Here is a 14,948-nt window from a genome sequence, read left to right on the forward strand (position 1 = left end):
AGATTGTAAATAAACTTTTGATGACGAAAAATAAGTTTAGTCAAAAATTAAATTTTATGGTAGCAAAGAATTACAGATTCACTACCGATAAAACTTTATTAAATTAACATATTAAATAAATAATAAGCAGCCTCACAGTGTATTTTACACTGTCAGGTTGTTTTCTTATTGTCGTTCGCTTTAGGTTGTGTTTTGTTATGTGTTTTTTGATTTGAGTAGGACGCAATTTGATAATTAAATTTATAAAAGACATAAAATTACTTGCCTGTGTACATGCTTCTTTAAAACGCTGTGAGTTGTAAAGCACTTTCGATAGCGTTAAATCCACTCAATAAAACTTTTTTAATAATTATACAGTAAAGCGTACATAGTATATGCCACAAATTGTTATTTATAATATAGAAAAAATAATTAGGAGATGAACAAACGGTGATTAATTACTTAAAATCATTAATCAAATTCGATAAAATAAAAATCGATCCATTAAAAGGGACGAGACAAGCCATATTAATGTTTATACCACTTATAATCGGTTATCTTACGGGTCAATTACAAATTGGTTTGTTAATGGCTACAGGTACATTAGCTCATATCTATGTTTTTGGAGGATCAGCACGTTCTAAATTACGCATCGTGTTATATTCAACCATTGGATTGTCTATAGCGATGGTGTTAGGATCCTTGACAGTTACGCAGCCACTAATGTTTGGTATGGTACTACTTATCGTAACTGTAGTTCCATATTTTATATTTAGCGCATTAAACATTCCGGGTCCGTCGTCTACATTCTTTATTGTGGCTTTCAGTTTACCTATTAATTTACCGGTAGCACCTGAAGAAGCACTGACTAGAGGGGGGACGATGTTTGCTGGTGGTTTACTAGCCACTTTAGTCGTTATTGTGAATATTTTAATTTCAAAAGAATCTGCAGAATTTAAAGCAGTTAAAAATGAATATTTAATTATTAAACAATTGATTGAACAATTTAATGATGCACAAGCATTTGCTACAACTTCTAGAAAAGCGGTTAATATGTTTAAAAATGCAGATAATCAATTTATCGCAGCGAGTCTACCTAAGGGTAAGAAATCGATTAAATTTCAAAAGCTATTAATCTTACATAATTTGGCACAAGGTATGTATGCTGAATTGTTAGAATTAAATGCTAGCAATAATAGACCGTTGCCAACTGAAATTGTAGAAATGGTAACATATATTAGCGATATGGTCACAAATAAAGGTCAAAATAATGCATTATGGCGAAAAGAAATAACCGTGAATCACGTGTATCAAAACTTAATTGACTATATTTTTAGAGTCGATGAAATTATGCATGCCAATGATGAAAAAATAGTTCATGAAATTGATATAAGAATACCTATTTATGGTCAGCATATGTATCAAAATTTAACTTTAGATTCTATTATCTTTAAAAACACTTTAAGATATATTGTTATAATGGGAATTTCTATTTTTGTAGCCTTAATGTTCCACTTTGACAAAGCGTATTGGATTCCATTATCGGCACACACCGTTTTAGTGGGAAGACACACGATGCATAGTCTCGAAAGAGCAGGTGCAAGGGGTATCGGTACCGTATTAGGTGTTGTCGCATTATCTTTAATATTAATAAGTAATCCATCAGTGCCTGTAGCGATAGCATTACTTGCGTTGACTGCTGGTATTACAGAAATGTTTGTCGGTGCGAACTATTCTTTCGCAGTTATATTTATTACGATTCAAGTGTTATTGTTAAACGGGTTAGCATCTCAACACTTAACACTGTCGATAGCCTTACCACGTATTACAGATGTTATGGTCGGTGTTATTATCGGTGCGATAGGATTAGTAATTTTGGGCAGAAAGACTGCTTCATCTATGTTGCCTAACTCTATAGGTGAAGTAGTAAGAGCTGAAGCCAAAATATTCCATTACCTTTTCTCAACTAATAGTTATGGTACGAAAGAAGAGGGTAAAAAAGAAATGTTATTGTTAAGCGTTAAATTAAATAATATGTCACGCGTATATGACAGTGCGAATGGTGAAATATTTAATCATAAAATTGCAATTCAAAATTATTATCCGACGATTTACGCTTTAGAAGAAATTAGTTTTATGCTGACACGCGCTTTAAATAACAATAAGCGACTTCATATAGATGATGCGCAAATGGGAGAATATTTAGTCGCGTTTGAAAATATTGCAAAACATTTTGACCATAACAATTATCTTGTTGTGAAAGAGTTATCGACGTTACCGCAATACGTATACATTAAAGAGGCCTTAATGAATATTCAACATAATTGTACGCATACAAACAATGCGTAACATAAAATTGGTAGAACGTTTCAGATAGTCAGTAAGTGGTAAAGCATTAGAAAAAGAAAGGTTGATGATAACATGCCTTGGACTATGGAAGACTATCCGCAAAGTTGGAAGAACTTTGATCAATTAGAACGTAAAAAAGCGATTGATATTGGCAATGCGATGCTCAAAGATGGCTATAGTGAAAATGATACTATTCCAATTGCGACGCAACAAGCCGAATCTTGGTATGAAAATGCCTCCCAACAAGAATTAGACGAACTAAAAAATAAAAAAATTACGCAACATCAAAAAGATAGTGAAGCCAATCCAAAACTTAACGAACGTGACGTGCATGTATACTTCGAAGATGATAGTTGGAAAGTGAAAACAGACGGAGCCAAACAAGCGTCAGATCGTTTTGATAAAAAAGAAGATGCGATGAAAAGAGCACGAAATATCGCAGATAATAGAGATGTAGAAATTATAAAACATAAAAAAGATGAATAATTTAAAGACAGAGTTTGGAGACAAGATCATGTCCAAAGCCTCTGTCTTTTAGCATATATAGTTATAATATTTCTACGACTGGGTAAGTAAGATATAAGTAATTAAAGGGGGCGTGTATCATGTATATACCAAAACATTATCAATTGCATGATTATGAGGAAATTAAACAGTTTATGCAAAACAATAATTTTGTCACTATAATTACTACTGATGGGGAAAAGCCAATTGCAACGCATTTACCAGTAAATATAGAAGAACACAGTAATGTTTTATATTTCAGGCCATTTTGCTAAAGGTAATAAACAATGGCAGACGATAAATAATAATGACAATATATTAATTATTTTTCATGGTCCTCATGCCTATGTTTCTTCAACTTGGTATGAACAAGAAGACGTTCCAACGTGGGATTATGAAAGTATCCATACATACGGAGAAGGACAGTGGCTTAATGAAGAACAATTGGCTGTACATTTAACGAAACTATTAAAGCAATATGAACAACAGCGAGAAAATGGTGCAACTTGGGACAATTTAGCGGACCAAACAAAAAAACAGATTAAAGGTATAGTAGGTTTCACAATAAAAGTTACACATATTGAAGCGGCTTATAAACTAAGCCAAACACGTAGTGAACTAGAAAAACGTAATATAACATCACAGTTAAATAACAGTGATAACCGTATGGAACATATTTTAGCTGATGAAATAGAGAAACATTAAAATCATATCAAAGATAAGTGCAGTGCGAATCAGAAAAGATTCGTACTTTTTTGTTGGCATAAAGGAAATTTAGCGTATAATTATCATTGTACAAATACAAAATACAAGTGTATTACTTAAAAAATCACTTCAAATAAAGTATACTTAACTTAACAAAGATAAAACCAGGGGGAATGAAGGATGTATGTTGAACGCAAGCCTTCACTATATTTAGAAGAATTAAGAGAAGATTTTAAGCATAGTTTTAACAATTTTAACGATTCGGACGAAGCTTTTTCGACACTCGTAGATTTTGTAAGTTTGGACCAAGTCTACAGTTCGGCACTCAAAGAGATTAGTACGAAATTAGATATATTAGATGATAATTTCCAACATATTTATAAACATAATCCAATACATCATATGGAACGACGCGTAAAACAATTAAGTAGTGTCATTTCAAAATTACAACGTAAGGGGTATGAAATATCAGCAACTTCGGCACGAGAAAATTTACTAGACATTGCAGGAATACGCGTAATTTGTAATTATATTGAAGATATTTATGCGATAGAAAAAATGTTATTAAAACAAGGCGATATTGAATTGTTAAAACGTAAAGATTACATTGAATATCCAAAGAGTAATGGTTACCGCAGTTTACATTTAGTAGTAACCATACCTGTGTTTCTCGCAGAATTTGTAGAATATGTTCCAGTAGAAATTCAAATACGAACTATCGGCATGGATATGTGGGCGAGTCTAGAACACCAGATTAGATATAAAAATGAAGCTAACACTGAAAAATATCGTAGTTTATTAAAGCAATGTGCGACACAAATTACCGATGTAGAACATACAATGCAAGATATACATTCCGAAGTTTTTGATCAACATTCATATAAATAAAAGTGGGGTGACCACATGCGCTATCTTGTTTTCGTTAACAGCGAAAACGAGATAGCTTTTTTGTGCTGTAATGTCTTAGTGTGCTGAATAAATAAGAGAATAAGGCGAAATGATTTTGTGGCGTTGGATAATAAAATTTAAAAATAAAAATTTTATATAACTGGAAGCGTTTGCAATTTTTACTAATTTGTACTAATATACTTGTATACAAGTATATTAGGTGTTTGTGAGGTGAGTACTTTTGGAATTTGAATATCCAGAACAATGGCTAGAAGGCGCATCGAAAGGTGAGATGATAGCAGCTGAAATTCGTTTGCAAATTGTTAAAGGAACGATTGAACCAGATACTTTGTTAACAGAAAATCAAGTAGCTAAAACGTATAACGTTAGCCGTTCGCCTGTACGTGACGCTTTTAAATTATTGAAACAAGATCAATTAATTCATTTGGAACGTATGGGAGCAGAGGTCTTACCATTTGAAGAAAAAGAGAAGAAAGAGTTATATGATTTACGTATAATGTTAGAGTCTTTTGCATTTTCAAGATTAAAAGAACAACAACTTGAGCAAGTCGTTAAACAATTAAGTAAACGGTTAGAAATGATGAAAGTTGCGGTCCAATTTGAAGATGCTGAGTCGTTTACAGAGCATGATATTAAATTCCATGAAGTAGCAATTTTAGCTTCCAAACATCAATATTTAAAAAGTTATTGGAATAATTTAAGACCGGTAATGGAGTCACTCATATTATTGTCTATGCGCCATAGAATGCACAGCGATAAAGAAGATTTTGAGCGTATTCATTATAATCACCAGACGTTTATTGATGCGATTGCTACGCAAGATTCAACGAAGTTAAGACATGCATTCCATTTAAACTTTGATGATGTCGGCGAAGATATTGAAAGTTTTTGGTTGAAATAGAAAAGTGTAAGTAATTTAGGAGATGACAAAATGAAATATATGATTGGTGTCGACATTGGTACAACAAGTACTAAGTCCGTATTATACGATGAGCAAGGTAACTTCATCTTAAAGCATAATATTGGTTACCCACTCAATACACCGAATGTAGATGTATCTGAAGAAAACCCCGATGAATTATTCGATGCTGTGTTAATGACAATCAAATATATTATTAGAGAATCAGGAATTAACAAAGATGATATAAAATTGGTTTCGTTTAGTGCACAAATGCATAGTTTAATCGCGATGGATAGTAATCATCAACGCTTAACAGAAAACTTAACTTGGGCGGATAATAGAGCAAGTAAGTATGCTGAAAAAATAAATAACCAACATAATGGTGTTGATATTTATCAAAGAACGGGTACACCTATTCATCCAATGTCTCCGTTAGCTAAAATATTTTGGATGAAGCATGAACAACAACAAACATATAATAATACAGCTAAGTTTGTAGATATTAAAACGTATATTTTTTATCAATTATTTGAGCAATATGTAATCGATCAGTCAATGGCTTCTGCAACTGGCATGTTGAATTTAAAATCATTGCAATGGGATGCCGAAGCATTACAATTACTCGGCATTGATGAAAGCCAATTACCTGAAGTTGTTCCAACAACGCACATTTTAACTGGAATGAAAAAACGTTATGCAACGTTAATGGGACTGAATGAAGACACACCATTTGTAGTAGGTGCAAGTGACGGCGTGTTATCCAATTTAGGCGTTAATGCGTTTAAAAAAGGTGAAGTCGCAGTGACTATTGGTACTTCAGGTGCTATTCGTACCGTGATAGATAAACCACGCACTGATTACAAAGGACGTATTTTCTGTTACGTTTTAACAGAAGATCATTATGTTATCGGTGGCCCAGTTAATAATGGTGGCGTTATCTTACGATGGTTGCGAGATGAAATATTAGCAAGTGAAGTCGAAACGGCTAAACGCTTAGGTGTTGATACTTATGATGTATTGACACAAATTGCAAGTAGAGTGAAACCAGGCGCGGAAGGTCTTATATTCCATCCTTATTTAGCAGGTGAGCGTGCACCGCTTTGGAACGCAGACGCCCGCGGTTCATTTTTCGGATTAACGTTATCACATAAAAAAGAACATATGATACGTGCAGCATTAGAAGGCGTATTATATAACCTTTACACAGTTTACTTGGCGTTGATTGAAGTGATGAACGAAACACCAAGCACGATTAAAGCGACAGGTGGTTTTGCTAAAAGTAAGATTTGGCGTCAAATGATGGCGGACATCTTTGATACACACTTAAGTGTACCTGAAAGTTACGAAAGTTCTTGCTTAGGCGCTTGTGTATTAGGAATGAAAGCACTTGGCGAAATAGAAGATTTCTCAATTATTGAAGACATGGTCGGTACGACTAATGAACATGAACCTGATAAAGAGCAAGTACAAACTTATCAGCAATTGGTCTCAATATTTATTAATTTAAGCCGTTCTTTAGAAGAACGATATGCTGAGATTGCAGATTTCCAACGTCAAAACATGACGACAGAGTAGAATTGTTTATAGAGCATAGGTGACACAATAACAGTGTCACCTCGCTATGCTCATTTAATTAGAATCAAATTTTTTTGGGAGTGAAAGAAAGCGTTAACAATTATAGAAAAAATAAATCGTTCATCGAGAGGGGATTAACTTATGTTTGAAACTATATGGCCACTTATTACAGTGGTAATAGGTATTGTATTTTTACTTGTACTTATTATCTTTCTGAAACTAAATACATTCATTTCTTTAATTATCACATCAATAGTTACAGCAATATTATTAGGTATGCCACTAGATAAAATACTTGATACAGTGGAAAAAGGAATGGGAAGCACACTCGGTCACATCGCCCTAATTTTTGGTTTGGGCGCAATTTTAGGTAAATTACTAGCAGATGGTGGCGGTGCAACTAGAATCGCAGATACATTAATCAACAAATTCGGACAAAAACATGTGCAATGGGCAATGCTAGTTGCGGCATTCATTGTAGGTATCGCATTATTCTTCGAAGTTGGATTGGTACTTTTAATACCATTAGTGTTTACGATTGCCAAACGCGCTAATGTTTCCCAATTAAAACTTGGTTTACCGATGGTGACAGCACTTTCTGTAACACATGGTTTCTTACCACCACATCCAGGTCCAGTAGTTATCGCTAAAGAATTGCATGCAAACTTAGGACATGTATTGTTATACGGTATTATTATTGCTATACCAGTAACGATTATCGCAGGACCAATCTTCAATAAAATCGCACACAAACTTACACCTACTGCATATACAAGAGAAGGGGATATCTCAGCTTTAGGTGCACAACGAGAATTTAAAGATAGTGAAATGCCTAGTTTCTTAATGAGTTTAATTACAGCTGTGTTACCAGTGATTTTAATGTTAATTTCGACGATAGTACAGTTAATAACAGGACACGAAAAGGCTACAAATGGCTTTGAAGGCTTTATTTACTTTATAGGAACAGCAGGTACTGCAATGCTAGTTGCCGTTATCTTTGCAATGTTTTCAATGGGCGTTAAACAAGGGCGAAAAAATTCAGAAATTATGGATTCAGTATCCAATGCTATCTACCCAATCGGTATGATGATCTTAATCATTGGGGGTGGTGGTACATTTAAAGAAGTACTTATTGATGGTGGTGTAGGTGATACAATTGCGCACTTATTCCAAGGTACAGAAATGTCACCCATATTATTAGCATGGATTGTAGCGTCAGTATTGCGTATTGCTTTAGGTTCAGCTACAGTGGCAGCTATCTCTACGACAGGAATCGTCTTACCATTGCTTCAACATTCAGACGTTAATATAGCGCTAGTCGTATTAGCTATTGGTGCCGGAAGCGTTATCTTGTCACATGTTAATGATGCAGGATTTTGGATGTTTAAAGAATATTTTGGTTTAACTGTAAAAGAAACATTTTTAACTTGGTCTTTATTAGAGACAGTTATTTCTGTATCAGGTATCATCTTCATTTTATTCCTAAGTTTATTCGTTTAGGCAAAAGCGATACTATAATAAAAGAAATGTATTTTATTGCTAAAATATAGAATATAATTGTAAAATAGAAGGGCACTTATTACATATATGTGCACATCTATTAGTCTTATAAATAGTGTATTATGTTACGCGTAATACAGAAGTCTAGGACATAATGCCTAGAGAATAGCCAGTAAATGGGTTTTTATGAATTCATTTACTGGCTTCTTTATTTGCAAAACTTCGTATTGTTGGCTCGCTTTCTTAGGGGACAGCTTCAGCCTATAGTCTTCAGCTTGTCCTGTTCCTTCAAGTGTCGCCAAATTACTTTTAAAAAGAATTATAAAAAAGGTGATTTCTATAGTATTTCAATAGAAATTGCCTTTTTTCACTTGTCCAAGAACTTTATGTCCTAGACCCTTTATTTATAATGGCACAGTATGAATCATTTTAGTTATAATTGATTTAAAGAAGGTGATTTACATTAGATATAGACAATTAGATTTACTGAAAGCACACGCACAAGAGTTAATAGGGATAAACCTAGAGGGCATACCAATTTCAAATTTATCTCGAATTACACAATTATTAATTTCACCGTTCACTAATACTAAAAGTAAAAAGTTCAATACTATGTTGAGCGACTTTTTAAGCAATATGTCAAGCGAAAAGATTTATCATTATTGTAACCAGTTTGGGGTTAACTACTTAATTTTTAAGTACAATAAAACGCAAGAATTGTTTGTTTTAGGTCCATATTTAGAACAGAGACCGAATGAACAAAAGTGTAGAGCATTACTAAATCATAATAATGTTAATATGAGTAAAATTAATGTCTTAAAGCAATACTTTATGAAAATACCGATATGCAGTCATAGTAAAGTGAAAAAGATGTGTAGGTTAGCAATTAAATTTATCAAAGGCAGAAATTACATTTATGATGTAGCATCTATAGATTTTCATTTTCACCTAGAGCAAGACAATTATGCGACGAAAGAATTGCAAACTCAATACGTTAACATGGATATTAAAGCACGCTATGACATTGAAAATAGTCTATTAATTGCCGTAGAAAATGGTGACATTAACGAAGCGGTAGAGTTACTAAGTACCATGTACACAAAAGTAGTGGGTTTAAAACGACTACAAGATGAAGTGCAAAACGCTAAATATAAGTCGTTTGTAATTAATGTATTATGTCGAAAAGCAATAGAACGAGCAGGGGTGGCATTAGTAACGATTGATGCACTGTCTTCCAAATATGCTGCTATAATCGATAGCACGATGAGTTATGAAAATATGTATGACGTAACGCAATCAATGATTATAGATTATACTGAAGCGGCTTTAAAAATTAAATCAACATTATATAGTCCTAAAATTAATAAAGTAGTGCAGTATATCGAATTGAACTTAATGAATGAACTGAATTTAAGTCAGTTAGCTACTTATGTCAATCTAGCTCCGGCATATTTATCACGTGTGTTTAATCAAGAGGTTGGTATGTCATTAGCGCATTATATAACAGAAATGCGTATAGTAAAGGCAAGTGAGTTGTTAATGAGAACGTCATTAACTGTGCAAACAATTTCAGAGCAAATAGGTTTTAAACAACTGAGTTATTTTAGTAAAAAATTCAAACAACATTTCGATATGACACCCATTCAATACCGCAAAAAATTTCAAAAGTTGGTATAAGTCGTGCTTTTTTGGCCGTGAACATACTAAATTAGCAAATATGTAAAGAAATTATTATTTTAGTAAATAAAATAATAAAATAACATCTAAAACTTTAGATATTTAGACGTTTCGATGTTGAAATATTGTGAAAGTCAAAAATAGAATTAACTACCGTGCAATAATTATTAATTCTGAAAAACACTATACATTAAGCGATTTAATGATAGTTCAATCTGATTTAATAATATACAAAGTTAAATCACAAAATAACAACGTTGTTATTTTGTGATTGACTGCCCACTTTTTCAAAATATAATGGTATGTAAAGGGAGAAGGAAAATAAAACAACACGACTATAAAATTTTTTGAGTAACAAAGAAAGCGTTTTCAAAAAGATTTAAACTTTAAGGGTGTTGTTTTTAAGTTGACAAGGGGTGAAATTATGGTCGTCGCAAAGTTAAAATCTGAAAATAGAAGGTTACGTACATTTAAAGAAATCCAGTCACCTAAATTAAAATTTAGAGAAAAACTTTCTTACGGTTTTGGTGATCTAGGCAATGGCATGATGTTTGATATGGGTCAAATATACTTACTTAAATTTTTTACAGATATTTTGGGGATTTCAAGTGTTTATGGTGGGTTAGTCTTCTTCCTTTCTAAAATATTTGATGCCTTTTTCGACACAGGTGTTGGCGCATATGTTGATAATAGGAAAAACATTGGAAGTAAAGGTAAGTTTAGACCGTTCATACTATACGGTTCAATACCACTAGCCTTATTTACGGTATTAACTTTTATTTCACCAGATTTAAGTTATACAGGTAAAGTAGTGTGGGCATTTACGACATATATATTGTTTAATTTTGCCTATTCAGTCGTGAACATTCCTTATGGTTCATTATCGGCGACGATGACATTAAACGCTGATGATCGTACGCAATTATCTGTATTTCGTAACTTAGGGTCGCAAGGCGCGTTGTTTATCGCTGGTATTGTAGTTATTCCTATGGTTAATGTGTTTCCAAACCATGCAGTGGGATATCCATTTGCTGTTGGACTACTTGGTATTGCCGGCGTTGTTTTCCATATGATTTGTTATAAAGGTACACAAGAACGTCACGTTATCGAACAACCTAAAACAAAAAATATGGGCCGCAAAGCGTTTAAAGAATTATTTAAAAATTTACCTTTTATTATTTTAGTTATCTATACATTGCTCACTATTACGGCACAATTTTTAAAACAACAAGTGCAGTTGTATTACTTCCAATACGTACTTGATTCACCAAATCTGGTAAGTATTGTGAGTACATTAAACTTTATTGTATTGATACCAGCTTTAATTTTAACAACGTTATTAAGTAAAAAATTCGGTAAGAAAATGACGGCAATTATTGGCGTAACTGCATTCTTTGTTTTTGAATTTTTAAACTTTGTAGTATTTGGTGGTGACTTAAGATCATTCTTGGTAGTAAATACATTATCTAATATGAGTTTGGTTATACCTACTACTGTGTGTTGGGCCTTTATTGCGGACGTAGTGGAATATCAACAGTGGAAAACAGGTATTCGCTCAGAAGGTATTATTTATTCTAGTTATAGTTTCACAAGAAAGATTACGCAAGCATTGGCTGGTTTGATTTCAGGTTCCGCTTTAACATTAGTAGGATATCAACCCAATGTACAACAAACGGCATCTACAATATTTGGAATGAAATTTATCTTCTTTGCAGTTCCTGGAATAGCTACGCTTATTGGTATGGTAATATTCTTAATATTTTATCCTTTAACAGACAAACGACATAATCAAATTGTTAAAGAATTAGCTTTACGTGAAGAAATTTAATTAAAAATGAGAGGAGATTTATTGTGTTATATCCAATTACAAATGAACATAGAAGCATAATCGATTTAAATGGGCTTTGGAGTTTTAAATTAGAAAATGTAGGTGATGTTATCGATGTAACGAAGCCGTTAGTGACCAATAAAGTGATGGCTGTACCAGGTTCTTACAACGAACAAGGCGTTACTAAAGAAATTCGTAATCATGTAGGTAATGTATGGTATGAACGTGAATTTACAATTCCTAAAGTATTGAAAGATGAACGTGTCGTTTTACGTTTTGGTTCAGCGACACATCAAGCTACTGTATACATAGATAGTGTTGAAGTTACTTCTCATAAAGGCGGTTTTTTACCATTTGAAGTAGTATTAGCTGACCAATTTTCACATGGTACGCACCGTTTAACTGTGTGTGTAAACAATATCTTAGACGAAACGACATTACCTGTTGGTTTTTATTCTGAATCAATTGATAAAAATGGAGACACGATAAGAAAAAACGAGCCAAACTTTGACTTTTTTAATTATGCTGGATTACATCGGCCGGTTAAAATCTATACCACACCGCAAACGCATATTGAAGATATTACAGTCGTACCTGAAGTATTTCCTTCATATGCTAACGTGAATTACAAGGTAGCAACGAATACACAAAGCGATGTACAAGTAAGGCTTTTAGACGCAGAACAAAACGTCGTTGCAGAAACAATTGGTGCTGAAGGCACAATCGAAGTTCAATCTCCACATTTATGGCAACCATTAAACGCTTATCTTTATAATTTAGAAGTAAGCTTAATTAATAATGGTGAAGTTGTGGATCAATACACTGAAAGATTTGGTATACGTTCAGTTGAAGTCAAAGATGGACAATTTTTAATAAATAACGAACCGTTTTACTTCAAAGGGTTCGGTAAACATGAAGATACTTATTATAATGGACGAGGTATGAATGAAGTAGCAAATGTGATGGACTTCAACTTAATTAAATGGATTGGTGGTAATTCATTTAGAACATCACATTATCCTTACTCAGAAGAAATGATGCGTTTAGCTGATGAGCAAGGTCTTGTCGTTATAGATGAAACAACAGCAGTAGGTGTACACTTAAACTTTAACGCCGTGTTAGAAGGTGTGAGTACACGTAATACGTTTAAAGAAATTGGTACGCAAGAAGCACATGAAAGTGTTATAAAAGAATTAATAGCTAGAGATAAAAATTACGCTTGTGTCGTGATGTGGTCAGTTGCTAATGAACCAGCATCAATGGAAGAAGGTGCTAAAGCTTACTTCGAGCCACTTGTTAATTTAGCGCGTGCGTGTGATCCACAAAAGAGACCAGTAACTATCGTCACATTGTTAACGGCTCAACCAGATAATTGTCTAGTGCAAGATTTAGTAGATGTACTTTGTCTCAATCGTTATTATGGTTGGTATACACAAACAGCAGACTTAGATGCCGCTAAGACAGCCCTAGCAAATGAATTGGATGAATGGGGACGTAAACAACCTAACAAACCCATTATGTTCACTGAATATGGTGCAGATACAGTTGTTGGACTCCATGCTACGGACGATATTTTATTCACAGAAGAATATCAAGTACGCTATTATGAAGCAAACCATGAAGTTGTAGATAAATATCCTCAGTTTATCGGTGAACATACATGGAACTTTGCAGATTTCGAAACAAGTAATGGTTTAATCCGTGTCCAAGGTAATAGAAAGGGTATTTTTACTCGTGAACGTCGACCTAAGGCAGTTGCGCACTACTTCAAAAAACGTTGGGAAAATATTCCGGATTTCGGTTATAAAAGTTAATATGTATTTGCGCAAAAGATAAAATAAACGTCAATTTCTATATCAATAGAAATTGACGTTTTCTGCATTTATACGTAGGCTTTAAAATTGTGTTTAACTTCATTATATTCATATAAAGAATTGTACATGCGCATGCGTATATGGTCTTCAGAAGCAAAAGGTATGCGGATGTGATTATGTTTATTCACAAATAAACGGAATGCGCGTTCGAGCGATTTACGTTGTGCTAACGGTAATTCAATCCATTCTTGCTCAGTAAATAATGCATTAAAATGAAACTCAAATGAAGTACGACCTTTTTGTTCACGAAGTTGGGCAATTCTATCTTCAAAGTTCATAAGATTCCCCCCCTATTTTAATATCCTTAATTCTTACTTTATTACTAAATTGAGAGATTTACAAGTAGTGGTATTGTTCATGGTGCTTCATTAATGATTGCAATAGTGGATATGTGGTAGTGTTAAATTAGTAAAGCATAATAGGGAGGTAAAATGATGAATTTAAACGGTAAAGTAGCTGTGATTACTGGTGCTAGCAGTGGCATTGGTGCTGGCATTGCTCAAGCATTTGCACAGCAACAGATGAATGTCGTATTAGGCGGACGTAATGAACAACGTCTAAAAGAGGTAGCATCAAGCATTCAAGAAGAAACACAAATACAAGTAAGTACATTTGTCGTTGATGTTACTAAAAATGAAGAGGTCAATAATTTAGTGGATTTTGCCCAAGATCAATTTGGTAAAATTGATGTTTTAGTTAATAGTGCTGGCCAAATGTTGTCATCTGCAGTTACAGATGGCGATGTCGACGCTTGGGATACAATGTTAGACGTTAATGTAAAAGGAATGTTATATGGCATAAATGCTGTATTGCCTAAGTTTTTAGCACAATCTTCAGGGCACATTATTAATATTGCATCTATTTCAGGTTTTGAAGTAACTAAACAAAGTACGTTATACAGTATGACAAAAACTGCTGTGCATACGTTAACACAAGGATTAGAAAAAGAACTAGCTAAGACAGGCGTTAGAGCTACAAGCATTTCACCAGGTATGGTAGAAACTTCTATGACAGCAAGTACAGATTGGGGCGGACGTAAAAAATTAGAGCCTAAAGATATTGCTGAAGCGGCAATATATGCTTTACAACAACCCGCACATGTAAATGTAAATGAAGTTACTGTACGGCCAGTATAAAAAACGTTGAG

11 protein-coding genes and 1 pseudogene are annotated in these 14,948 nt (G+C 33.6%); 11 read left to right on the forward strand and 1 reads right to left on the reverse strand.

From position 1 onward, the window contains the following. Nucleotides 1–429 precede the first annotated feature (429 nt). The 10 genes and pseudogenes from RPL90_RS02550 to uidA all read left to right on the forward strand — a co-directional run bounded on the left by RPL90_RS02550 (nucleotide 430) and on the right by uidA (nucleotide 13,741). Nucleotides 430–2,328, forward strand: coding sequence for an FUSC family protein (locus RPL90_RS02550; RefSeq protein WP_313542924.1), 1,899 nt, complete (start codon nucleotides 430–432; stop codon nucleotides 2,326–2,328). A gap of 72 nt (nucleotides 2,329–2,400) precedes the next feature. Then, nucleotides 2,401–2,814 carry a DUF2188 domain-containing protein gene (locus RPL90_RS02555; protein ID WP_313542936.1) on the forward strand — a complete coding sequence of 138 codons (414 nt, stop codon included), beginning with the start codon at nucleotides 2,401–2,403 and terminating at the stop codon, nucleotides 2,812–2,814. A gap of 119 nt (nucleotides 2,815–2,933) precedes the next feature. Then, nucleotides 2,934–3,537, forward strand: a pseudogene (locus RPL90_RS02560) (FMN-binding negative transcriptional regulator). Nucleotides 3,538–3,717: 180 nt separating this feature from the next. Next, nucleotides 3,718–4,425 (forward strand): GTP pyrophosphokinase, encoded by a 708-nt coding sequence (locus tag RPL90_RS02565; protein WP_313542951.1) that lies wholly within the window; start codon nucleotides 3,718–3,720, stop codon nucleotides 4,423–4,425. A gap of 241 nt (nucleotides 4,426–4,666) precedes the next feature. After that, entirely contained in the window at nucleotides 4,667–5,347 is a 681-nt protein-coding gene (locus tag RPL90_RS02570) for a GntR family transcriptional regulator (RefSeq protein ID WP_313542965.1), read from the forward strand. A 30-nt stretch (nucleotides 5,348–5,377) separates the two neighbouring features. Beyond that, nucleotides 5,378–6,922 carry a gluconokinase gene (gntK, locus tag RPL90_RS02575; protein WP_313542981.1) on the forward strand — a complete coding sequence of 515 codons (1,545 nt, stop codon included), beginning with the start codon at nucleotides 5,378–5,380 and terminating at the stop codon, nucleotides 6,920–6,922. A gap of 141 nt (nucleotides 6,923–7,063) precedes the next feature. Further along, a complete protein-coding gene (locus RPL90_RS02580) occupies nucleotides 7,064–8,422 on the forward strand; it encodes a gluconate:H+ symporter (protein WP_313542996.1) in 1,359 nt (452 codons plus the stop codon). A 453-nt stretch (nucleotides 8,423–8,875) separates the two neighbouring features. Continuing rightward, nucleotides 8,876–10,099 carry an AraC family transcriptional regulator gene (locus RPL90_RS02585; RefSeq protein ID WP_313543012.1) on the forward strand — a complete coding sequence of 408 codons (1,224 nt, stop codon included), beginning with the start codon at nucleotides 8,876–8,878 and terminating at the stop codon, nucleotides 10,097–10,099. A 424-nt stretch (nucleotides 10,100–10,523) separates the two neighbouring features. After that, entirely contained in the window at nucleotides 10,524–11,927 is a 1,404-nt protein-coding gene (locus RPL90_RS02590; RefSeq protein ID WP_313543025.1) for an MFS transporter, read from the forward strand. 23 nt (nucleotides 11,928–11,950) lie between these two features. After that, the gene (gene uidA, locus RPL90_RS02595) at nucleotides 11,951–13,741 is read left to right on the forward strand and encodes a beta-glucuronidase (RefSeq protein WP_313543039.1); all 1,791 of its coding nucleotides are present in this window, start codon (nucleotides 11,951–11,953) and stop codon (nucleotides 13,739–13,741) included. A gap of 68 nt (nucleotides 13,742–13,809) precedes the next feature. Here the strand turns inward: uidA and RPL90_RS02600 are convergent, their stop codons facing one another. Beyond that, nucleotides 13,810–14,079, reverse strand: coding sequence for a DUF1413 domain-containing protein (locus RPL90_RS02600; RefSeq protein WP_313543056.1), 270 nt, complete (start codon nucleotides 14,077–14,079; stop codon nucleotides 13,810–13,812). Between the two features lie 153 nt (nucleotides 14,080–14,232). On the opposite strand from RPL90_RS02600, the gene RPL90_RS02605 reads away from it, so the two are divergent. Beyond that, entirely contained in the window at nucleotides 14,233–14,937 is a 705-nt protein-coding gene (locus RPL90_RS02605; protein WP_313543069.1) for an SDR family oxidoreductase, read from the forward strand. Nucleotides 14,938–14,948 lie beyond the last annotated feature (11 nt).

The organism is Staphylococcus kloosii (assembly GCF_032139365.1).
Taxonomy (GTDB): Bacteria; Bacillota; Bacilli; order Staphylococcales; family Staphylococcaceae; genus Staphylococcus; species Staphylococcus kloosii_A.

Excerpts from the sequence above, each read along its gene's own strand:
- RPL90_RS02555 (WP_313542936.1), top strand. The coding sequence starts at position 2,401 with ATGCCTTGGACTATGGAAGACTATCCGCAAAGTTGGAAGAACTTTGAT.
- RPL90_RS02565 (WP_313542951.1), top strand. The coding sequence starts at position 3,718 with ATGTATGTTGAACGCAAGCCTTCACTATATTTAGAAGAATTAAGAGAA.
- gntK (WP_313542981.1), top strand. The coding sequence starts at position 5,378 with ATGAAATATATGATTGGTGTCGACATTGGTACAACAAGTACTAAGTCC.
- RPL90_RS02580 (WP_313542996.1), top strand. The coding sequence starts at position 7,064 with ATGTTTGAAACTATATGGCCACTTATTACAGTGGTAATAGGTATTGTA.
- RPL90_RS02590 (WP_313543025.1), top strand. The coding sequence starts at position 10,524 with ATGGTCGTCGCAAAGTTAAAATCTGAAAATAGAAGGTTACGTACATTT.
- RPL90_RS02600 (WP_313543056.1), bottom strand. The coding sequence starts at position 14,079 with ATGAACTTTGAAGATAGAATTGCCCAACTTCGTGAACAAAAAGGTCGT.
- RPL90_RS02605 (WP_313543069.1), top strand. The coding sequence starts at position 14,233 with ATGATGAATTTAAACGGTAAAGTAGCTGTGATTACTGGTGCTAGCAGT.